Here is a 21,548-nt window from a genome sequence, read left to right on the forward strand (position 1 = left end):
GTCGTGGATTTACGCTTTCTTACCGTTGCCGACGACCTGGTAAGGCACTTCAATCGTCGAGCATACGCCGCTCGGTGTGTTGGGTGCAATCTCCAGCTGTGCAGCGTTGCCGTGCAGCAGTTTGAGGCGATCGCGGATACTTTGCAATCCCAGGCCGGTGCCGTTGCTGGTGACGGCGCCGAAACCGAGGCCGTCATCGGTCACGCTGACGCGCAGCTTATTGTCAGCGACTTCGGCCTTGATGCGCAAGGTGCCGCCGTCAGTCTTGCTTTCCAGTCCGTGCTTGATGGCGTTTTCCGCCAGCGACTGCAGCATCATCGGCGGGAAGGCGGCGCTGCGCAGGCCGTCGGAAACCTGGATGTCGACGATCAGGCGTTCTTCCATGCGCATCTTCAGCAAGTCCAGGTAAGCCCGCACGATGTCGACTTCGCGGCCGAGCGTGGTGACGGTGGCGGTTTCCCGCATTTGCGGCAGCACTGCCCGCAGGTACTGGATCAGGCGTTTTTGCATGGCCGAGGCGCGCGGCGGATCGGTTTCGATCAGGTAGTCGACCGAGGCCAGGGTGTTGAACAGGAAATGCGGTTCCACCTGGGCCTGGATCATTTGCATCTTGGCTTCCGATACTTCGCGCTGCAGGTTGGCGTGCTCGGCGGCGGCGTTGGCTGCCTGGGCACGCGCTTCGGCGCGCTTCTTGCCGCCCATCAGAGCCTTGGTGCCGAACAGGCCAAGCAGCAGCAGCAGCACAAAATTCACAAACCATTCGGACGACTTCTTCTGGTAGCGGGCGACCTGCTGCTCGGCTTTTTCGGCCGCCGCTTCATGGATCGCGGCCACCGCGTCGTTGATCGCCTGGTTCACATCCTGGGCGGCATCCGGCGGCAGTTTCAGGTCGAGGCTGGCGGCGTTAGGTGCGGCCGGCGGCGCAGGCGGTGCGGGTGGTTCCTTGGGTTCTTGCCCGGAGTCGGAAGCCAGCGGCGCTGCCGGTGGCGCTACCTTGTCGCCGGCGTTGCCGTTTTCGTCGGATGCGGTGCTGGCGGCCACTGCGGCCGAGGCCGGCGTGCTGGCGGCGTCGTTGCTGTCGTCGTAGGTATATGCCTTGATATGGACGCCGCTGCCGTCGATGCGGATGTCGGCATTGCCCTTGCCGGCCTTGGCCGCTTTGCTGGCCTTGCTGTCATGCCGGCTGACGCGGTCGATGATCACCACGTTTTCATTCGAAGAAAACAGCGTTTCCTGCAGAATGCTGGCGCCTATCATGACCAGTATCGCAAACAGGAAAAACTTCCACCATGAGAGTTGTGTAACCCAGCTCGCTATCTTATCGAAGGTCTGCGACAGATAGACTGTGGCAGTGGAAGCATTTTTCTTCAGTGAGTCTAGCGATTCAGGAGTCATAGAGTGGCAAACCAGGTTGTGCGGCAACTTTCAAAGTTGCCGTCATTTTAAACGGAACCGACACGGCAGTCTGGTCGTTTTGCTATACGGAATTAGGTGTCAAAGCGCGCTGAGCGCGGTAGTTGCGTTTTTCTTGCGTGCTATTTTCTTCATGTTCTGCGCGCGGTCCTGCGCTGCATACATGGCTTTTTCTTCCGCCGTCAGGCGCTTGCCGATGATGACGATGGGCGGCATCAGCAGCGGGATGTCGTCCGACTTGGCGGCGGCCTGCTTGGCTGCTCCGGCGGCCATGGCTGGTGCTGCGCTCATGCTCAAGGTCGCTAACAGGGTGGCGGCGACCAGCAATTTAGATGATGTGTTCATTTGCATTCTCCGGGGATGGATCTGCGACTAAACGATGTTCAAGTGGCAGATAAAGGTCTTAGATGACCGCTTTCTTGTGATTGCCTTCTTGCTGCGCCATGACTTTCGGTTCGCGGTTCAGGCGTTTGCCGATGACGGTGACAGTTGGCAGGCAGTCGTCCTGTTGCGCCAGGGCCAGCTTTTCTTGCGCTGTCAGGCGCTTGCCGACGATGGTCACGGTTGCCAGCAGGTCGCTGCGGACTGGACGCTTGCCGATGATGGTGATGGTTGGCAGGGTCGAGATTTCCGCTTGCTGCGGTGCTGCCTGTGCCGAGCTGACGCCGATAGCCAGGGTAGCGATGGACAGGATGGCGATCAGGGCTTTGTTTGCTGTGTTCATTTGTATTCTCCGTTAAGTGACTTGATGACTTGCTTAGGTGGCTGACGTTGTTGCATGTCGTCACTTTAGGGAGGGGCAGGACAAGTCGCCAGCTGCTTGCGACAAGTTGCAGGAAATGCGGGACAGAATACAAAAAAGCGGGACTGGGCTGCATTGGATTTTTCTTGCTTTTGGCGGTCTGAGAGGCTGCTAGCCCCGCAAGAGGTGGTTTTGCGGGAAAATCCCGGCATTTTTTAGTTGCCTCAAAAGCAACGAAATATGTGCTGAACTGGGATATTCGGTATTTCTCTTATGCAAATTGATTCTATGCACATGCAAAAAAGTTCGTTCTCTTTATAACAAACCGATGAGAATATCATCGTTCTTTAGCCGTATTTGTAATAAGAGGACGATGCATGAGCGCCGCTGTTTTTCCCGCCAACAACCTTGCCAAGCCAGCCGCACCGTTTCGCGTGATGCCCGGGTTCCGCCTGTCGCTCGGGTTTACACTGTTCTACCTGGCCCTGATCGTCTTGATCCCCTTGTCGGCCGTGTTCCTCAAAACCTTCACCCTGAGCTGGGACGGTTTCATCGCCGCCGTCACTTCGGCGCGGGTGATGGCTTCCTACCGCCTGACTTTCGGCGCCTCTTTATTAGCAGCGCTGCTGAATGCCTTTTTCGGCGGCATCGTGGCCTGGGTGCTGGTGCGTTATGAATTTCCCGGCAAGAAGCTGATCGACGCCCTGGTCGACCTGCCGTTTGCTCTGCCCACCGCGGTGGCCGGCATCGCCCTGACCGCGCTGTATTCCAGCAATGGCTGGATCGGCCAGTACCTGGAGCCGCTCGGCATCAAGGTCGCGTTTACCCCGCTAGGGGTGCTGGTGGCGCTGACCTTTATCGGCCTGCCGTTCGTGGTGCGGACCGTACAGCCGGTGCTGGAAGATGCAGAGAAAGAGCTGGAGGAAGCCGCCGCCAGCCTGGGCGCCAATCACTGGCAGACTTTTACCCGGGTAATTTTCCCGACGATCTTCCCGGCCTTGCTGACCGGCTTCGCCTTGTCCTTCGCCCGCGCCACCGGCGAATACGGTTCGGTGATCTTCATCGCCGGCAACATGCCGATGGTGTCGGAGATCACGCCCTTGTTCATCATTACCAAACTGGAGCAATACGATTACGCCGGCGCCACCGCGATCGCTGTTGTCATGCTGACAGTATCGTTCCTGCTGCTGCTAGCCATTAACGTACTGCAAGCCTGGACCCGCAAGCGCGGCCAGTCGGTGAAAGCATAGGAGACTGACTTGAGCGCAAGCGCCAGCAATTTCAATCCGGCCGCCGTTAATGCCGCAACTACGCCGCCCGCCGCCAGGGCGCAGCCGCGCGGCGAACCTGTCCATGTGCCAAATGCGACGCTGGAACCGTTGTGGGTGCGCACGCTGTTAATGACAGTGGCGCTGCTGTTCCTCACCCTGTTCCTGGTGGTGCCGCTGCTGTCGGTATTTGCCGAGGCCTTCAAGAAAGGCTGGGAAGCTTATCTGGCGGCGATCATCGAACCGGATGCGGTCAGCGCTATCAAGCTGACTTTGCTGACCGCCGCGATTGCAGTGCCGCTCAACCTGGTGTTCGGCATCGCCGCTTCCTGGACCATCGCCAAGTTCGAATTCCGCGGCAAGAACATCCTGCTGACATTGATCGATCTGCCATTCTCGGTGTCGCCGGTGATTTCCGGCCTGATCTATGTCCTGCTGTTCGGCGCCCAAGGCTGGTTCGGCCCATGGCTGCGCGAGCACGATATCAAGATCCTGTTTGCCGTGCCGGGCATCGTGCTGGCGACCGTGTTCGTGACCTTTCCGTTTGTCGCCCGCGAGCTGATTCCGCTGATGCAGGCCCAGGGCAGCGAAGAGGAAGAGGCCGCCCTGGTGCTGGGCGCTTCCGGCTGGAAGACCTTCCGCCATGTCACCTTGCCTAATATTAAGTGGGGTTTGCTGTACGGCGTGATCTTGTGCAATGCGCGCGCCATGGGCGAGTTCGGCGCGGTGTCGGTGGTGTCCGGGCATATTCGCGGCGAGACCAACACCATCCCCTTGCAGGTCGAGATCCTGTACAACGAATACAACTTCCAGGCCGCCTTCGCGGTGGCTTCATTGCTGGCGTTCCTGGCGCTGCTGACGCTGGCGCTGAAATCGTTCATCGAATGGCGCTTGCGCGAAACGGCGCCGTTGCTACATCAGCCGCTGCATCAGCCGATACATCAATCAGGACAGGGGCAAGCATGAGCATCCAGGTAAGCAATATCAACAAGCGTTTCGGCGGATTCGTCGCCCTGAATAATGTGTCGCTGGAATTCCCGACCGGCGAACTGACCGCGCTGCTGGGACCGTCCGGCTGCGGCAAGACCACCTTGCTGCGGATTATCGCCGGCCTCGAAGCGCAGGACAGCGGCCAGGTCTTGCTGGAAGGCGAAGACGCTTCGGCGCGCCATGTGCGCGAACGCCAGGTCGGCTTCGTCTTTCAGCACTATGCCTTGTTCAAGCACATGACCGTCTTTGAAAACATCGCCTTCGGCTTGCGCGTCAAGCCGCGCGCCCAGCGTCCGAGTGAAGCCGTGATCCGCGACAAGGTCACGCGCCTGCTGGAGCTGGTCCAGCTGGACTGGCTGGCCGACCGCTATCCGCCGCAGCTGTCCGGCGGCCAGCGCCAGCGCATCGCCCTGGCGCGAGCGCTGGCGGTGGAGCCGCGCGTGCTGCTGCTGGATGAGCCCTTCGGCGCGCTCGACGCCAAGGTGCGCAAGGAGCTGCGGCGCTGGCTGCGCCGCCTGCATGACGAGCTGCACGTCACCAGCATCTTCGTCACCCACGATCAGGAAGAGGCGCTGGAAGTGGCAGACCAGATCGTGCTGATGAACAAGGGCAATGTGGAGCAGGTAGGCGCGCCGCAGCAGGTCTATGACAATCCGGCTTCGCCTTTCGTGTATGGATTCCTGGGCAACGTCAACCTGTTTCACGGCCGCGTGCACCAAGGCGTGCTGGACAGCGGCGGCATGCGTTTCGCCGCGCCCGACCATGCCGAAGCGGAAGATGCGCAAGGCATCGGTTATGTGCGCCCGCATGACCTGGAGATCGACCGCTACAGCGCTGGCGGTGAGGGCATCGTGGTGCGGCTCAAGCGCGCCCACGCCATCGGCCCGCTGGCGCAGCTGGAACTGCAGCGCCGCGATGCCAATGACAACGGCGACGCTGGCCTGATCGAAGCCGTGATTTCCAGCGAACGCTTCCAGCAACTCAATTTAAAAGATGGCGAAACTCTGCTGGTGCGTCCGCGCCGCCTGCAGGTGTTCGTCGATCAGCCTTCCATCCGCTAAGGAGAATAAAATGAATTTCCAGCAATTACGCTCGATCCGCGAAGCCGCCCGTTGCGGCTTCAACTTGACTGAAGTGGCCAATGTCCTGTTCACCTCGCAACCGGGCGTCAGCCGCCAGATCCGCGAACTGGAAGAAGAGCTCGGCGTCGATATCTTCATCCGCAACGGCAAGCGCCTGATCGGCCTGACCGATCCCGGCAAGGGCATCCTGAAGATCGTCGAACGGCTGTTGCAGGAGGCAGAAAACCTGCGCCAGGCCAGCCAGGAATATTCCGGCGAAACCAGCGGCACCCTGACCATTGCCGCCACCCACACCCAGGCACGCTACGCTTTGCCGCGCGTGGTGCAGGGTTTCCGCGCCAGTTTCCCGGATGTCCGCATCGCCTTGCAGCAAAGCTCGCCTGAGCATATCGCCGACTGGGTGATCTCGGGCAAGGCCGATGTCGGCATCGCCACCGAGGGCCTGACCCAGTTCAAGGAATTGATTTCTTTCCCGTGCTACGAATGGAGCCACGTGCTGGTGGTGCCGGACGGCCATCAGCTGCTGGCGGTCGACGGACCGATCAGCCTGGCTGACCTCGCTGCCTACCCATTGATCACCTACGACATCGGCTTCACCGGCCGCGGCCATATCGACGATGCCTTCCGCACTGCGGGAATCACGCCTGACATCGTGCTGACGGCGATGGATTCCGACGTCATCCAGCAGTATGTCGCGCTCGGACTGGGGATAGGCCTGGTGGCGTCGATGGCGACCGAGCACAGCAGCCAGAACGGCTTGCGCACGATCGATGTGTCGCATCTGCTGGCCTCCAACGTGACCCGCCTGGCGGTGCGGCGCGGCGCCTATCTGCGCTCCTACACCTATGATTTCATCTTGCAGTTTGCGCCGCAACTGAAGCGCGAAGACATCATCGAAGCGCTGCATGCGGAGCCGCACAGCGCCGGCAGCAGCGTGCACAAGGTGGATTTTGAAGAGCGCGTCCTGAAGATCGCCTGATCCGAGAAGCTGCTCTAAACAACTGTCAACGGCACCCAGGTCACAGTGCCGTCATATTGCGACGCTACGATTCGTTTGTCTCCTCCGAATCCCTCTTTAGGTTCGGATTCAGCCCGCCGCCGCAAGGCCTGGCGGGCTTTTTTTTGCGTGTTTCCGTACCAGCGGCAGAAAACTCATATAGATCAATGACTTGATCGTTAGGCGATGGAGTTATCCACAGGCATGTTCACAATTTCTGTGGGTAACTTGTATTGGGCGCCAGCCGCTTGCCGCATCTCATCTGCCCTGCATTGTTGGCTATAATCGATGGCTTGGATGTCTGCTGTAGCGCATGAGTGTCAAGCCCAACCCGTCAAGCCCAGCCCGTCAAGTCCCCCATCATTGGAAAACAATAAATTTATGGCCTCATCCCCGGAAAACCTCAGCATGGCAGTGTTCTGCGACTTTGAAAACGTCGCGCTCGGCGTACGCGATGCAAAATACGAGAAGTTCGACATCAAGCCGGTGCTGGAGCGGCTCCTGCTAAAGGGCAGTATCGTTGTCAAGAAGGCATATTGCGACTGGGAACGCTACAAGGAATTCAAGGCCACCATGCACGAGGCCAATTTCGAGCTGATCGAAATCCCGCATGTGCGCCAGTCTGGCAAGAATTCAGCCGACATTCGCCTGGTGGTGGACGCGCTTGATCTTTGCTACATGAAGTCGCACGTCAATACCTTCGTCATCATCAGCGGCGATTCCGATTTCTCGCCGCTGGTCTCCAAACTGCGGGAGAACGCCAAGCAAGTGATCGGCGTTGGCGTCAAGCAATCGACTTCCGACCTGCTGGTCGCCAACTGCGACGAATTCATTTTTTATGATGACCTGGTCCGTGAGAGCCGGCGCACAGCCGCCAGGCGCGGTACACGGGAAACGCAGCCGGCGGCCAAGCGTTCGCCCGACGAAGAAAAGCGTCGCAAGGCAGAGCTGGAGGCGCGCAGGAACCAGGCGATCGACATGGCGGTTGAGACTTTCGATGCCTTGGTATCCGAACGCGGCGACAGCGGCAAGATGTGGGCCTCCGTGTTGAAAGAGGCGATCAAACGGCGCAAGCCCGATTTCAGCGAGTCATACTACGGCTTCCGTGCCTTCGGCAATTTGCTGGAGGAAGCGCAGGCGCGCGGTCTGCTCGAATTCGGCCGCGACGAGAAATCGGGGACTTACGTGTATCGGAGTAGTGGTGGTAGCGGCAGTAGCGGCAATAATGGCGCCACGATTGCCAGCGAAGTCGCAGCGGATCAGCCGGGGGAAGCGCCGCAGCCAAAAGTACCTGAAGCCACAGCGGTCTTGGCGACAGTGGCAGCTGCCGCTGAAGCTGAAGACAACGGCGCCAAACCGGAAGCCCGCCGCAAGGGCCGCGGAGGCCGCAAGCCGGCCGAAAAGAAAACCGCAGCGGCTGTGCCGCAAGTTGCCGCACAGGATGCCACGCAGGATGTCAATATTGCGACGGAAACGCCGGCAGCTGTCGAAGCACCGCTTCAGCCACCGGAGGAAGCAGCGGTCAAGCCGGCAAAAACGCCCCGCAAGCCCGCCGCGCGCAGCCGTCGCCCGCGTAAATCGGAAGCGAAGCCGGACGAGGCTTGATGAAGGACGGCGGCGATCTTATGTATCTGCGGTAGCGCTCACACCGCTACCTCGCTGGCGTCAGCTTTTCTGGCGCAGCGCCGCCGCGCATTCGCGCACCAGCGCAGGGCCGCGATAAATCAGGCCGCTATACAGTTGCACCAGCGATGCTCCCGCAGCGATCTTGGCTTGGGCATCGGCGCCGCTGAAAATCCCGCCGACGCCGATGATCGGCAGGGCATCGCCCAGTTCGCCGTGCAGCTGCCGCACCACGCTGGTGGACAGCGCCAGCACCGGCGCGCCGGACAGGCCGCCGGCTTCGTTTTCGTGCTGCAGGCCGCGCACGGCGTCGCGGCTGATGGTGGTGTTGGTGGCGATGACGCCGTCGATCTTATGCCGCAGCAAGGCATCGGCAATGGTCTTGATCTGCTCGGCATCGATGTCCGGCGCGATCTTCAGCGCGATCGGCACGTAGCGCTTGTGCAGCTCGGCCAGCCGTTGCTGGGTTTCCTTCAGCTGCGCCAGCAGGGCGTCGAGTTCGGACGCGCCTTGCAGCTGGCGCAGGTTCTTGGTGTTGGGCGAGGAAATATTCACCGTCACGTAACTGGCGTAGGGATAGACTTTTGCCAGGCAATACAGATAGTCTTCGGCGGCCCGTTCGATCGGCGTGTCGGCGTTCTTGCCGATGTTCAGCCCGAGCACGCCCTGGCGTTCCTGGTAGAAACGCGAAGCCTGGACATTGGCGATGAAGGCGTCGACGCCGCCATTGTTGAAGCCCATACGGTTGATGATGGCGTTGGCAGCCGGCAGGCGGAACATGCGCGGCTTCGGATTGCCGGGCTGGGCGCGCGGCGTCACCGTGCCGATTTCAATCGAGCCGAAACCGAGCGCCGCCAGGCCGTCGATGTAGGCGCCATCCTTGTCCAGCCCGGCCGCCAGCCCGACCGGATTGGGGAAGGTGACGCCCATCACGGTGCGCGGATCGGCCGCGGGCTTGCCCAGCAGCGAGGTCAGCCCCAGCGCGGCGGCGCGGCGCAGGGCCGGCAAGGTCAGATTATGGGCGGCTTCCGGATCAAGTGAGAACAGGGCAGGGCGGGCGAAGGCATACAGGAGTTTGGCAGGCACGATAGAGGCAGCTGTAAAAAAGGGTGCAGATTGACGGGAAATTAGCGAAAAGACAGCGCCGCAAGCCAAGCTTGCGTGCGCTGCATGTGTTACGTTCAGCGGCAGCTATTTTAACGCACTCCATTGCCCTTGCTGTAGCGCTTCCAGCGGCTGGAAGTTGACCTTGTAGGCCATTTTTGGGCTTTCTTCTATCCAGTAGCCGAGGTAGACATAGGGCATGCCCAGCTGCCTGGCCTGGCCGATCTGCCACAGGACGTTATAGGTGCCGTAGGAGGCGCCGGGTACGTCGGGATCGTAAAAGGTATAGACCGATGACAAACCGTCATTCAGGACATCGATGATGCTGACCATGCGCAAGGTGCCGTCGGCATCGCGGAATTCCACCAGCCGGGTATTTACCTTGCTTTGCAACAGAAACTGCGCGTACTGGTCGCGGCTGTCCTGGTCCATGCCGCCGCCGCTGTGGCGCGCGGTCTGGTAGCGCAGGTAGAGATCGTAGTGTTCGTTGACATACGCCAGGTTGGTGACCAGCGTGGTCAGATGGCTGTGCCGGTCCCAGGCGCGGCGCTGGCTGCGGTTGGGCTGGAACGAGGCCACCAGCGTGCGCACCGGCGTACACGCCTGGCAGCCGTCGCAATAGGGGCGGTAGGTGAAAATACCGCTGCGGCGGAAACCGTTCTTTACCAGTTCGGAATAGACATCGGCATTGATCAGGTGCGACGGCGTCGCCACCTGCGAGCGCGCCTGGCGGTGTTCCAGGTAGCTGCACGGATAGGGCGCGGTGGCGTAGAACTGCAGCGTCGAAAATGGCAGATCTTTTAAGTGCGTCATGTGCATTCCGGCTGATCTGAATCTTTGGTGTTCATCTCGTTTGGCTGTCTGGCTGGATAAACGTAAAGTAGCATTTTCATTGCGGTACTGACACTAGTAATTTACACCGTAATTCCAATTTGCATAAGGACTTGCAATTGATTAATCGTGAAACAGCGGCAGCGGCTGCCAGTGGTGGATTTGCGGATGGTTGGTGGCTTGCCGCAAGTGCCGCAGAAACTCGCTGCGCGGGATCGGCAGCGCGCCCAGAGACGCCAGGTGGCCGGTCTCCTGCTGGCAATCGATCATGCCGACTTCATGCCGGCGCAGGAAATGCACCAGATAGGCGAGGGCAATCTTGGAAGCGTCGCTGACCCGGGTAAACATCGATTCGCCGTAGAACATGCGGCCGATGCTGACGCCGTAAGCGCCGCCGACCAGTTTGCCGTCCAGCCACACTTCCGAGGAGTGGGCGTAGCCGAGCTTGTGCAAGCCGCGGTAGCCGGCCACGATGTCTTCCGAAATCCAGGTGCCGGCGCCGTCGCGCCGTGGCGCTGCACAGGCGCGCATTACCTGTTCGAAGGCAAAGTCGAAACGTACTTGCCAGCGGCGGTCGCCATGAGGGGAGTGCATGCTGCGATGCACCTTGCGCAAGGTCTTGTGCAGGCTGGCGGAGATGGCGAGGCGTTCGGTCCACAGCACCATGCGCGGATCGGTGCTCCACCAGAGAATCGGCTGGTTTTCCGAGAACCAGGGAAAAATGCCATGGCGGTAGGCGTCCAGCAGGCGCCGCGGTGACAGATCGCCGCCTGCCGCCAGCAAGCCGCCGGCGCCGTCCTCCTCGGTGAGAGCGGTGCTGACGTCGGGAAATGGACTGTCCAGCTCAAGCCAGGGGATCATGGCGGCTCCGGCGCTATGAATTATTTGGGCGCCAGGCCTGGGCGCATGGGTTTGAAAATATCCTGCGTATGCAAGCTGAAATGGCCACCTTCCTGGCGGATTTTTTTGACGTCGGCGAAGAAGGCGCGCAAGGTGATCTCGACAGTCGGAAAGGCGATGTCTTCCCACGGGATTTCAGCTTCCGTGAACAGGGCCACTTCCAGGCTTTCGACGCCGGCTGCATAATCGATATCCAGCAGAGTGGCACGGTAGAACAGGTGCACCTGGTGCACATGCGGCACGTTCAGCAAGGAAAACAGCTCGTGCAGCTGAATGCGTGCACCGGCTTCCTCCTCGGTTTCACGCTGCGCCGCAGCGCCGGTGGTTTCGCCGTTTTCCATGAAGCCTGCCGGCAAGGTCCAGAAGCCGTATTGCGGTTCAATCGCGCGTTTGCACAGCAGCACGCGCAATTCACCATTCCGTTCCCAGACCGGAATCGAGCCGATCACCATTTTCGGATTTTGATAATGAATGGCGCCACAATTGCCGCAGACATAACGCATGCGGTTGTCGTCCGGCGGGATTTGCAGGCTGACTGGATGCGCGCATTCGGAACAGAATTTCATAGACACCGGTAATTAGTTTGAACGGTCGGGAAGCGGGTCCTGATCGTGTTGATTGGGAATAATATCTAGCATAACAGGGTAGTTGAGGAGTTTAGCATTGGCCAATCCTCATATGCTTCCTTAATACAATTGTCAGTATCTGTTGCATTGCAATGCAATACGTTATATACTTTCATTCTTCAGACGCGGGGTGGAGCAGTCTGGCAGCTCGTCGGGCTCATAACCCGAAGGTCGTAGGTTCAAATCCTGCCCCCGCAACCAGTTACAGTAAGAAGGCAAGCAGTCCATGCCATTCTTACGCATGAAGCCTTAAGTGGAATACGCTTAAGGCTTTTTATATTCAGACGCGGGGTGGAGCAGTCTGGCAGCTCGTCGGGCTCATAACCCGAAGGTCGTAGGTTCAAATCCTGCCCCCGCAACCAATAAAAGACGGACCAGCTACTTGCCTAGTAGTTGGTCCGTTTTCATTTCTGCCTGGAATTTACTGTTGGTACGCTGTCAGCATTCTTCTTCACAAATCCTTGATTGAACAAATTGTTGAATTTGGCTGCGTTGGTAGTTGTTACTAATCTATCGCGACACCCCAGGTTGACCAAGATCGCTGTTCAAGACCTTGTTCTCTACCACTTACACCCATCATCCGTAAAATTCCGTTCAACAGTTTCATCAAATGAATATTTTTTATCGGATTTACGACTCACGTACTCAAGCGAATAAACGTTGGCGCCCTGGGAGCCAACAATATATTTTCCTGTCACCTCTGACGTGGCAATTTCCACCCATGTGCTTTCAAAATATGCAGGGCGCCCCTCAGGTTGATCCAACGTTTTGCTTGATACATAGACGATCGCAATTGCAGGTTTGTTTTTTCCATATTTGACATATCCACCCGTCCAGCCGTGGGCATCGTCGGAATATCGCATCATCTCAAGTTTAGTCTTTTGCGGGGAAGTCCCTGCGAAGCAACGCAAGTCAGATTCAACTCCACTGGCCTGGGCGATAGGCGTTGGCAGGGAAATGGACAGGCAAAGATACGCACCGATCATTGCAGGAATGGATCTCATAGATTGCATCACGTTCTGAGTCGGAGGAGCGATTTTGGAGTGACGTCGCATTTAGGTCATTACCAGTCAATTTCCATGGAAAGAAATAACTGCTCCAAAGCATTCATAAATAAAACATCATTGGAGTCATTGGGATTGGCCGCGTAGGAAAGATGAGCAGACATTGAATCTTGCTTCCCGAAATAAAATTCTTTATCTATTTTTTTCAGTCTTCCGGTGTCATCCAGCCAATAAAACGTTAGTACCGTAGTCGATCCATTCTTGTTTTGAATGTTGTAGCTAAAGTTCAAACGTTGAGGGTAGTTCTCTTTAAATTGCGCCAGAAATTCTTCATTAAAATCTTTTGGCATCATAAAATAGTCGGTACTTTTCCTAATATCAACGGTTTCTTTTTTATTTCCTACTTTACTTTTGATGATAAAGCCGTCTTTGCAAGTGATTGGTCCTGATTGCTTTTCAATCGATGGCTTGTCAAAGAAATCAGGAATATTAAATTTGAGAAGACCACCACAATAGGCGAATTTTCCTGCTTGAGCAGCATATGCAGGGAGCAGGCTTTGCATAAAAAAACAGACAGCTAACAGAATTGTTTTTTTCATTCTTATCTTCCTTAGGCCAAAATCGGTTGGAAATTCGTAGGTGCTACGGTCGCGTCATTTAGAGCATGCCAGGCGTGTTCAAAGCACGGCCAGCGGACTTCATCGAAATGCACGGTGCCAGGGTTAATGCACTTAGTCAAATTCTTGGCATCTGCATTGGTTGTGCCTTGATCTGCCCAGTAATTAATGCTCAGCTTCCCGTTCGGGACAAGATGCTTTTTACTGTCGAGGTTATAGCGTTGCTTCGATGCCCAATATGAGCCACTTGCATCACAGGTCAAATCCGCGTGGGTCGCCAATGACAACGCTGCGCTATCAGTTAAAAATGATGCGTCTTTGTAGTTGCCGAAGTTCTCATAATTGGTTCGTCCTGTCAGCTGAATAATCCCTCTTCCCTTAAAACGTATACCGTCACCAGGTTGGGTATTGCCGATTTTTTTTCCTTCAGGTTGCCCAGGCTCGTATTTGTTGAAATAGCTATCGGGACCACCTTCAACCATTGTGCTAAGACGGCCAGTTTCTTCAGCCAATTGAGCAAATAAATGTGCTGTGCGACGACGCGGTCCCATCCTGTATTTACGTACCGTCTTTTGCAACGCATTGTGCAGATTGGCAGGGCGGGTATTTGACGAATTATTTAAATTATTTTTCACGTGGGCAATCGTGAATGTTTCAGCTTCCTTGCCTTTGTTATCCACAACTGTCTTGCGTATGATTCGGACGATTTCGTCCTGGCTTAGCCATTCACATTTTCTAAAATGGCGCACGAATTCTGCTGGATGGAAATGCCATTGCGCAGCCTTAAAGTCGGCCGGCAAGCCTGCGAGACCCATCACTTGCAGGTGTTTAATCACCTCTGCCCAGCCCTCTGGATCATCGGGCTGATCTGGTTGCTTGCGCAAGCATTCATATCGTGCAGCTATCGTACTCTTGTCCCATTCATTGGGAAATTTACAGATCGTGCGCGCCAGTTTAGGGAGTACAGCGGGGTCGCCAATGCGCGCGGCCAGTTTGACGTTGTCGCTCTTGCTACCTGGATCTTGAGGATCTGCGATCAAGTCTTTCATTTTGGCGGAATCACAGCGTTGATCATCTGGTTGTGCGTCATCGCCGTAGCAATTCCAGCCCATCATAGGGAGAAAATCGGCGTCACTGAATTTAAACGTGCCTGGCGCGTTAAGATCAGCCCAAATTTTTTGACCGGCGACGGTCTTGATTTGTCGCCAGTGAGCGGCGTTGCTGGGCAACGGATCTTTGTCTTCCGCTTTGCTACTTGTGCCAATATTTCTGCCGAAGCGCAGCAACTCATACCAGCCGCTGGGGCTGCTTACGGTCCCAGTGGTCTGCATGGCTCTATCGTGGCGCCTTTTGGCTTCTGTATACAGGTTATATTCAAAGTCCCCCTCGGGATCGCAGGTGCCGATCTTTACTCCAGCGGTGCTATAGGTTGTGATGGCGCAAGAGCCGGGGGCCGCACCCTCAGTATCAAAATTTATTTTTACCCATTGAGCAGCCGCCAGCGTGTTCGCCGCAGCGGTAGGAGCTACTGCTGCCGCTGAAGGTGGCGCTGCCGGCGCAGGTTTGTCGCGTAAATGCTGAGTTGGTGCAGTAGTTGACGTTGGCGTTGTTTCAGGGAGATAGATATAGATATCGCCAAATACCGCATCTGTTCTACCATCTTTTGTTGGCGCCGTGGTGGGGTCTTGCCACGCTAGATCGCGGCCAATTATTTTTTTTAAATTGTCGTCATCGCACGATATCGCCAGCTCGCATTGCCCATTGTGTAGATAGACACAGCCTGAAGAGCCGATCACGTCCTTGCGGTAAATTTTCTGACCTTCAGTAATACTCGACTTGATCTCTGACAGATGCATGTAGGACGAATAAAATTTTACTGTAGTTGCCGTGTTACCTTCTGCGCCTATTTCGGTCTCATGCTCAATGATGACCATGCCGTTATCTGTCCAACTTGCCTCTTTGCCAAACGGATTATAGGCTTGTCCATCGGCCGCGTCGGTGACCCTAGTTCGTGCTTTATTCACATAGATTATCTTGCCGTCAGCAATGGCTCGTGCAGATGCATAGCCATTGTCGGCAGACGGTGCTTGTAAATGCATACCGGTGTGCCATAGCAAAGATTGGCTGACCGGAAAATTTCCCTCAGGAGCAGAGGTAGTTGATTCACGCGAATCGACCGGACGTAATCCATTCTCCAGTATTTTATTTTCTTCAGTTTCGCCGGTCAAAAAGGGAGGGCTAATCAGCATTATTTAATTCTCGCTTTTACAAATTTCAAATGGAGATTTGGCGCTTGGTGATGACTTTGGTTCTCTGCGCTATTGGCAACATTGGCGCCCCCAAACTCTTCGGCCCTGGCAAACTGTGCGTCGCGGCATGTGCCACATATGCACCATTGGTGCCGTGCTCGATGCCGCCGGCATTGAACTTGGCATAGCTGCCGCCGCCATTGACTATGACTTCTTCCTTGGCGGTGATGGTGATGCGATTGGCCGTTTGCGTGATGTTCAATTTTGCCAAAATATTGATGCTGTCCGACAGAGCTTGTACATCGATGTCCCCGGCGGCGGCTACCAACTTCATGCCGGCTTTTTGCACCATCAAACGGAAGGTCTTGCCGATGCTGGCAAATACACTGTCGCCGCTGGCAATCGACAAGCTTTTGCCGGTTGTGATGGCAGTGTGCTGGTCGCTGGAGATATGGGTCGACTGCGCCGTCGTGGTCTCAATGCCGGCGGGACTGGCCAGCACCAGGTGCGGCGCGGATAGTTCTGGAAAGCTGCCGCTATCGCTTGCGCCGCTGCCCTTGATCGCATCATTCTGTGCCTTGAGGATTTTCGCAACTTCGGCCTGCTGTCCTTGCTTCTCCTGCACCCCAGCCTGCTGCGCAGCATCCGCCAGCGTCTCGTGCTGGTCACGCGCGGCAGTCAGGCGCTGCACGGTCTCGCCCATGTCTTTGATGTGTGAGGCAGCGTTGTTGCGGGCCTCGGTGGTAATCAGCATCCCCTTGGCTGAGCGCGCTACGCCATGGCCGTCTGTGCGCAATTCCCAGCCGTCACCCCGTGCATCCTTGCGCCCGGCATTGTCTTCAATCCGGGTGATGCTACCCAGACTCAGCTGGCTATGCTGGTGATCGCTTTTCAGCTGTGCCTGGATCTTGCCGTTGGTGTCGTCCAGCACCAGGTGGTTGCTTCTCCCTCCTGGCTGGTTGCCGCCGTTGGGTGTCAATTCGCGGCTTCTGAAGCCCATCAATGACTGCTGGGTCGCCAGCTTCCAGGGCGGCATGTTGCGCTGGTTGTAGACGCTGCCGGTGACAATGGGCCGGTCGGGATTGCCGTCTAGCCATTGGACCAGGCATTCCGAGCCGACCCGGGGAATCGATTTGGCGCCCAGTTCGCCGCCGGCCCAAGAGCTGGCGACACGCACCCAGGCGGAGCTGCGTTCATCGTTGTTGCCGATGCGGTCCCAGTGGAACTGGACCCGGATGCGGCCGAATTCATCAGTATGGACGCTGCCCTGGCCTGACGGACCGACGACCGTCACGGTTTGCGGGAACGTGATCCTGGTGTCGACGCTGTTGAACTGGCGGCCGGGTCGCCAGGGAATGGTTTTACGAATGCAGGTGAAAGTATTGCTGTAGGCAGATTTCTCTGTTGTCTCTTGCAGATAATTATTCGTTGCCGTATGGCTTACCGTCAGGATCAGGAATTCATTTTTCCCTGCCTCTTTATGACCATAGTGGCCGCTCAAACGGAACCAGTACCCAGGGATGACAGAGCGGTTATTGCCTGCGGCTTCAAAGTGTTTGCCTTTCGCTTCAATCTCTTCCATACGGCGCCGTGACAGCTGGTCAGCGCCTTGTGTGTTCTTGACGCCGTAGGCGCCCACATATTCATAGGATTCGATATCAAGGACGCTGCTGCCTTGCTTGTTCAGGGTCGGCACGCCGGCATTGATCGGCACTGGGTTCTTGAAGTTGAAGCCGCCTATCGATACGGAACCGGGAACGATCTGGCGCACTGGCGAAAACTCGCCTATGCCGTCTTCTTCGGTGGCGCCGCCATGGCGCTGGAAACGGATCTCGGGGCCGCCGTCTATCGGTTCCGCGCGCGTCGAGTCGTCGCTGATGATCAGCTTGTGGCCTTGCGCGCTGTGCTGGAAGTGATACAGCAAGCCGGCATTTTCAAGGCGTCTGTGTATGTAATTATGGTCGCTTTCGTCAAACTGAAAGGCATCTGTAAATATTGGATCTTCGCCGCTAACCTGGAAATCCCAGTCGGGCAGGGTGCCGTAGTCTTTGAAGATGATGTCGATCTGTTCGCCCAGCGTCTTACCGTGAAAAATGTAGTTGTCCTTGCGCAGGCGCAGGTACTGTGTCCACGGACCTAGTTTGGCCTGGTAGAAGGTGATAGCCCCATCCGTGCGAGTCAATCTGAACTCGAAACAGTAACCGGAAAAATATCGGAGGCTGCCGTCAGCCTTGACCAGTTCCACGCAAAACAGCTTTCCTTGCAGGTCTTTGAGAGCCAGGCCAGCGTCGTCAGAAAGCAGCTCAACGGAAAAATCAAAGTCCCGCGACAGACTTTCGACGGCATCGAGTTTGTTAACCAGGAGTTGCGCTTGCGGCCCATCGTCATGGGGAAACGACAGGCGCAGGATACGGCTGTTCTGTCGCCCTTGTATCAAGGCCGATAAGGATTGAAGCAAACTACTCATACGGGGTTCCTCGAAATTGAACCGTTATCAATAAGAATGTTTTTTTGATAATTCAGACAGAGCATTCTACTTGATAAATGCTTCATTAAAGCATAACCGCCAACGTATTCGGTTGCCATTGAGAAATGTTTGCAAGTGGTGGATTTTGCAAGAATTTACACTGTTGTTGGAATTTTGAAACAACGGTGAGCGTGAGCTGCACTATATCGCTGCATCAGGTGATGCCAAGCTAGGCGCATGGTTTGACTGACAAGTGATTTGCAATGTTGATAATATGCAATAATCAAGAGGCATTAGATGAATGCAGCCGTCGCAGGGAGGATTTCCGCTAGTCTGTTGCCGTTTAATGCGCTCTGAATGGAACATGCATCGGTATAACTTCGCAGGGCAAAACTAAACATCTAACCACAATCATTAAAATGGCTCGAAACCTATTTGTTACTGCTTTGCGCGAAGCAGGCAAGCAAGCTCAACGAAGCGCCCAAGCAACTACAAGAGAGCGCGCTCGGATGTTGAGAGAGCAAGCTCGATTAACGAGGGAAATGGAGCGCGACAACAAGCGTGAAGAAAAGGAAAGACAGCGGCAATATACAGAGGATCGTATTGCCGAAGTAGACGATCAAAACGATGAAATCAATGATTCGATTGAAGTATTAAATACCTTACTAGTTGAGGGTATGAATACGGCCCCAAGTCTAAATTTTGATAGCCTGCGAGTTGCTCCTAAAGAATGCAAACTGGATCTCGGGAGCCTCGCTACTCCACTTTTGCCTCCTTCTGAGAAGGCAACACCTAAACCAAACATCTTGATTGCCTGGCTCCCTCCTGTGAAGAAGGCCTATGACGCGAAGCGCCTAGAGTCACAACGGTTTCACGACAAAATGCTTGCCGACTATAAGCTTAAAGAAGCAACCAGAAAGACCTCTGTCCAAAAACTGGAAGAAGCGTATGGTCGTCAAGTGCATGAAGCAGAAAAGATTGCAAAGGATGCTAATGCCGAAATCGATAAATGGCAAAGAGCAATTGTAAAGGGAGAGCCCGAAGCGGTTGCGGAATATTTTAGAACAGTACTAGAAAGCAGCGATTACCCCGAAGGATTTCCACGAGACTCACGAGCCGTCTACGTTGCAGAATCAAAGCAGTTGGTTATTGAATACGCTCTTCCAAAAATGAATGACGTCGTACCAATGGTAAAAACCTATAAGTACGTCAAAACAAGCGACTCTATTACAGAATCTGCCCGTCCGGAAAACCAGCGTCGTTCAATTTACAGTGAGGTCGTCGCCCAAACAACTCTTCGTTGCTTGTGGGAGGTTTTTACATCGGATGACCTTTGCTTAGTAGACACAGTGGTTTTGAGTGGCTATGTAGATACGATCAACCCAAGCACCGGAAAGGGGATTAGACCGTGTTTGGTTACTGTTCGTGTAACAAGGGATGCAATTAACAATATCGATTTACAAAAAGCTGAAGCCATTCCGTGTCTTCGAGAATTGAAAGCATCATTTTCAAAGAGCCCTGGTGAATTAGCGCCCGTAAGGCCGATTCTTGAACTGAACATGTTTGATGCAAGATTTGTACAGGAATCTGACGTACTGTCGACCTTGGACTACCGATCAAATTTAATGGATCTGACCCCAGGTGATTTTGAATCACTTATCACCAATTTATTTCAAAAAATGGGGCTAGATACCAAGATGACTCAAGCGTCGCGCGACGGCGGCGTCGATTGTGTGGCGTTTGACCCGCGCCCCATTTTTGGGGGGAAAGTGGTTATCCAAGCAAAACGCTACAAAAACACCGTTGGCGTAAGTGCAGTTCGCGATTTATACGGGACTATGCAGAATGAGGGCGCATCGAAAGGTATATTGGTAACAACAAGCGGCTACGGGAAAGCAGCATTTGATTTTGCGAACGGGAAGCCTTTGGAGCTACTCGACGGTGGAAATCTACTTTATTTATTGAAGGAGCACTCAGGGCTTGATGCAAAAATCGTCATGCCTGACGAATGGCAAGATATCGCACTAGATAGGCGTGAAAATGAATAATATGGAGCGGCCTACGATGCTAGGTAAGGTGGTCAACGATCATCCATTGGTGAGCGGAGGAGGAAGTGCGGCAAAGCCCGTATTCTCGCGGGCCGTGCTTTTTTAGATCTAGCAGTCGACGACGGTGACGCAATGCTAATGAACAAAGCAATTATTTGAGGCGTATCGGTAGATAACGTACAAATCCTGCCCCCGCAACCAAAAAAGACGGACCAGCTACTTGCTTAGTAGTCGGCCCGTTTTCATTTTGGCTCAGACTTCATCGCCTTGCGGTTCAATTTCCATTTTTCCGAAGATACCGCGCAGAATAGTATGAGACCGCTGGTCTGTTGTCTTGCAGCGCGCTAGATAGGTCCATCAGCATTTCTTTGAACAGGCGGGCAACATCCGGCGCCAATGCTTTTTGTTGACTGGCATCAGTTTCAATGGACCGCCGGATTGCGACGAGCTTGTTCCTTTGCTCGCAAAATTGATAATCATCTAGCCGTCCTGATGTACAAACGCCGCTCTAGGCTGGTCACTTTGCTTCCGATGAAGAAAACATTGGGTTGCCACTAGCGGTGGCTGATGCTGGGACTTCCTCCTGCAAGACGTCCCAATGCTCAACCACCTTGCCGTCTTTCAAGCGGAATATGTCGACGGCGACCATTGGCTTCGGTCCCCAACCAACGTAACGACCGTGGACCATCACCAGATCGCCTTCGGCCACCGCCATACCCGGCTGGTAAGAAAAGTCCTTGGGCAATTTGGGGATCAGTTCCTTTATCGCATTCGGGCCACTTGAGATAGTGGGGTTATGCTGGATATAGTTTGCGGCGAAGTATTTGTCGACGACACTTGGATCTCGATCAATGAATGCCCCGGTCAATGCATGAAGGGCTACCTGCTTATTGCTTTCCATAGTAGTTCCTGAAGTTGGTGTCGAAGGTTTTCCTGCGGCGTTAATTGTCGGTGTTGGGTCACCCGAATGGACCATGCCCGAAGCGGTAAACAGCACTGTGACCAACGCCATACGAATTCTTGAAGTGTACATAGTTGAACTTCTCCGTTGAAATTTAACTTGGTCGGCAAGAGTCTAGTGATATCTCACCAGCATGGTGAAATGAATCAGGAGGGATCGGGGTCAATCATTTGTGCATTGAAGTAACTTAGGCATATTTCATTATGTCGTCAAGAAATATTTTGTCAAATTGACACTAATTGTTACCCAATGTGACGTTTGAAAGTAAAGGGGGAGTGGGCTTCTCAGGCGTGTTTTTGATGTGGTAACTACATAAACAACGCCTAACTTATCGATAGCTAATTGCAGGGGAAATAATCCCAAAGCCCCTGTTGCCGCATGCTTTTTAGAGCGAACGTGAACTGTTGCAGGCTAGTCTGTTGTCCGTGCACGCAGGCGGCTGACACTGTATTGAATTGCGCTTGCGTTTGACGCCATCGCTACTTATGCTAAAGACTTCTGCGAAAACAGGTGTGGTGCGGGCCAGGGTGGAAGAGGTTCGCGCTAATTTCCCGTGACCACCTCGGTCTATCTCCGTCAGTTTGAATTACCGGTTCGTTCCTCGGATGTCTCCGTTGATTCGGTAG

18 protein-coding genes and 2 tRNA genes are annotated in these 21,548 nt (G+C 55.2%); 8 read left to right on the forward strand and 12 right to left on the reverse strand.

The window, feature by feature from the left end:
- Nucleotides 1–9 precede the first annotated feature (9 nt).
- From BCF11_RS18790 to BCF11_RS18800, 3 genes are all read right to left on the reverse strand, one after another.
- Nucleotides 10–1,395 (reverse strand): sensor histidine kinase, encoded by a 1,386-nt coding sequence (locus BCF11_RS18790; protein WP_098496099.1) that lies wholly within the window; start codon nucleotides 1,393–1,395, stop codon nucleotides 10–12.
- A 99-nt stretch (nucleotides 1,396–1,494) separates the two neighbouring features.
- Nucleotides 1,495–1,758, reverse strand: a complete 264-nt coding sequence (locus BCF11_RS18795) for a hypothetical protein (RefSeq protein WP_143751374.1) — start codon at nucleotides 1,756–1,758, stop codon at nucleotides 1,495–1,497.
- A gap of 58 nt (nucleotides 1,759–1,816) precedes the next feature.
- Nucleotides 1,817–2,137, reverse strand: coding sequence for a hypothetical protein (locus tag BCF11_RS18800; RefSeq protein ID WP_098496101.1), 321 nt, complete (start codon nucleotides 2,135–2,137; stop codon nucleotides 1,817–1,819).
- Between the two features lie 395 nt (nucleotides 2,138–2,532).
- On the opposite strand from BCF11_RS18800, the gene cysT reads away from it, so the two are divergent.
- From cysT to BCF11_RS18825, 5 genes are all read left to right on the forward strand, one after another.
- Nucleotides 2,533–3,405 (forward strand): sulfate ABC transporter permease subunit CysT, encoded by an 873-nt coding sequence (cysT, locus tag BCF11_RS18805; protein WP_098496102.1) that lies wholly within the window; start codon nucleotides 2,533–2,535, stop codon nucleotides 3,403–3,405.
- A 105-nt stretch (nucleotides 3,406–3,510) separates the two neighbouring features.
- Entirely contained in the window at nucleotides 3,511–4,389 is an 879-nt protein-coding gene (gene cysW, locus BCF11_RS18810; protein WP_098497575.1) for a sulfate ABC transporter permease subunit CysW, read from the forward strand.
- Nucleotides 4,386–5,474 carry a sulfate/molybdate ABC transporter ATP-binding protein gene (locus BCF11_RS18815; RefSeq protein ID WP_098496103.1) on the forward strand — a complete coding sequence of 363 codons (1,089 nt, stop codon included), beginning with the start codon at nucleotides 4,386–4,388 and terminating at the stop codon, nucleotides 5,472–5,474. Before cysW ends, BCF11_RS18815 begins: the two co-directional genes overlap by 4 nt.
- Before the next feature lie 10 nt (nucleotides 5,475–5,484).
- A complete protein-coding gene (locus BCF11_RS18820; protein ID WP_098496104.1) occupies nucleotides 5,485–6,474 on the forward strand; it encodes a CysB family HTH-type transcriptional regulator in 990 nt (329 codons plus the stop codon).
- Nucleotides 6,475–6,873: 399 nt separating this feature from the next.
- Complete coding sequence (locus BCF11_RS18825) at nucleotides 6,874–8,097, forward strand: NYN domain-containing protein (protein WP_098496105.1); 1,224 nt, start codon at nucleotides 6,874–6,876, stop codon at nucleotides 8,095–8,097.
- Nucleotides 8,098–8,157: 60 nt separating this feature from the next.
- Here BCF11_RS18825 and BCF11_RS18830 read toward each other — a convergent pair whose 3' ends face one another.
- The 4 genes from BCF11_RS18830 to BCF11_RS18845 form a co-directional block, all read right to left on the reverse strand.
- A complete protein-coding gene (locus BCF11_RS18830) occupies nucleotides 8,158–9,201 on the reverse strand; it encodes a quinone-dependent dihydroorotate dehydrogenase (protein WP_098496106.1) in 1,044 nt (347 codons plus the stop codon).
- A 105-nt stretch (nucleotides 9,202–9,306) separates the two neighbouring features.
- Nucleotides 9,307–10,032: an arginyltransferase gene (locus tag BCF11_RS18835; protein WP_098496107.1), complete on the reverse strand. Its 726-nt coding sequence runs from the start codon at nucleotides 10,030–10,032 to the stop codon at nucleotides 9,307–9,309.
- Between the two features lie 141 nt (nucleotides 10,033–10,173).
- Nucleotides 10,174–10,911 carry a leucyl/phenylalanyl-tRNA--protein transferase gene (gene aat / locus BCF11_RS18840; RefSeq protein ID WP_098496108.1) on the reverse strand — a complete coding sequence of 246 codons (738 nt, stop codon included), beginning with the start codon at nucleotides 10,909–10,911 and terminating at the stop codon, nucleotides 10,174–10,176.
- A 20-nt stretch (nucleotides 10,912–10,931) separates the two neighbouring features.
- On the reverse strand, nucleotides 10,932–11,516 hold the full coding sequence (locus BCF11_RS18845; RefSeq protein WP_098496109.1) for an NUDIX hydrolase: 585 nt from the start codon (nucleotides 11,514–11,516) through the stop codon (nucleotides 10,932–10,934).
- 184 nt (nucleotides 11,517–11,700) lie between these two features.
- On the opposite strand from BCF11_RS18845, the gene BCF11_RS18850 reads away from it, so the two are divergent.
- Both BCF11_RS18850 and BCF11_RS18855 read left to right on the forward strand, forming a co-directional pair.
- Nucleotides 11,701–11,777 (forward strand) — tRNA-Met (locus tag BCF11_RS18850).
- An 84-nt stretch (nucleotides 11,778–11,861) separates the two neighbouring features.
- A tRNA-Met gene (locus BCF11_RS18855) sits at nucleotides 11,862–11,938 on the forward strand.
- A 198-nt stretch (nucleotides 11,939–12,136) separates the two neighbouring features.
- Here BCF11_RS18855 and BCF11_RS18860 read toward each other — a convergent pair.
- Genes BCF11_RS18860 through BCF11_RS18875 form a run of 4 tightly spaced genes read right to left on the reverse strand, consistent with a single transcriptional unit; the run spans nucleotide 12,137 to nucleotide 17,913 of the window.
- Nucleotides 12,137–12,580, reverse strand: coding sequence for a hypothetical protein (locus BCF11_RS18860; protein ID WP_143751375.1), 444 nt, complete (start codon nucleotides 12,578–12,580; stop codon nucleotides 12,137–12,139).
- A gap of 59 nt (nucleotides 12,581–12,639) precedes the next feature.
- Nucleotides 12,640–13,179 (reverse strand): hypothetical protein, encoded by a 540-nt coding sequence (locus tag BCF11_RS18865; RefSeq protein WP_098496111.1) that lies wholly within the window; start codon nucleotides 13,177–13,179, stop codon nucleotides 12,640–12,642.
- 11 nt (nucleotides 13,180–13,190) lie between these two features.
- Nucleotides 13,191–15,446 (reverse strand): M23 family metallopeptidase, encoded by a 2,256-nt coding sequence (locus BCF11_RS18870; protein ID WP_143751376.1) that lies wholly within the window; start codon nucleotides 15,444–15,446, stop codon nucleotides 13,191–13,193.
- Nucleotides 15,447–15,471: 25 nt separating this feature from the next.
- Complete coding sequence (locus BCF11_RS18875) at nucleotides 15,472–17,913, reverse strand: type VI secretion system Vgr family protein (protein ID WP_098496113.1); 2,442 nt, start codon at nucleotides 17,911–17,913, stop codon at nucleotides 15,472–15,474.
- Between the two features lie 542 nt (nucleotides 17,914–18,455).
- Between BCF11_RS18875 and BCF11_RS18880 the strand changes: the two genes are divergently transcribed.
- Nucleotides 18,456–19,961: a restriction endonuclease gene (locus tag BCF11_RS18880; protein WP_158229230.1), complete on the forward strand. Its 1,506-nt coding sequence runs from the start codon at nucleotides 18,456–18,458 to the stop codon at nucleotides 19,959–19,961.
- A gap of 517 nt (nucleotides 19,962–20,478) precedes the next feature.
- On the opposite strand, the gene BCF11_RS18885 is transcribed toward BCF11_RS18880, so the two are convergent.
- On the reverse strand, nucleotides 20,479–20,994 hold the full coding sequence (locus tag BCF11_RS18885) for a nuclear transport factor 2 family protein (RefSeq protein WP_233212539.1): 516 nt from the start codon (nucleotides 20,992–20,994) through the stop codon (nucleotides 20,479–20,481).
- Nucleotides 20,995–21,548 lie beyond the last annotated feature (554 nt).

Origin of the sequence: Collimonas sp. PA-H2 (assembly GCF_002564105.1) — a bacterium.
Taxonomy (GTDB): Bacteria; Pseudomonadota; Gammaproteobacteria; order Burkholderiales; family Burkholderiaceae_D; genus Collimonas.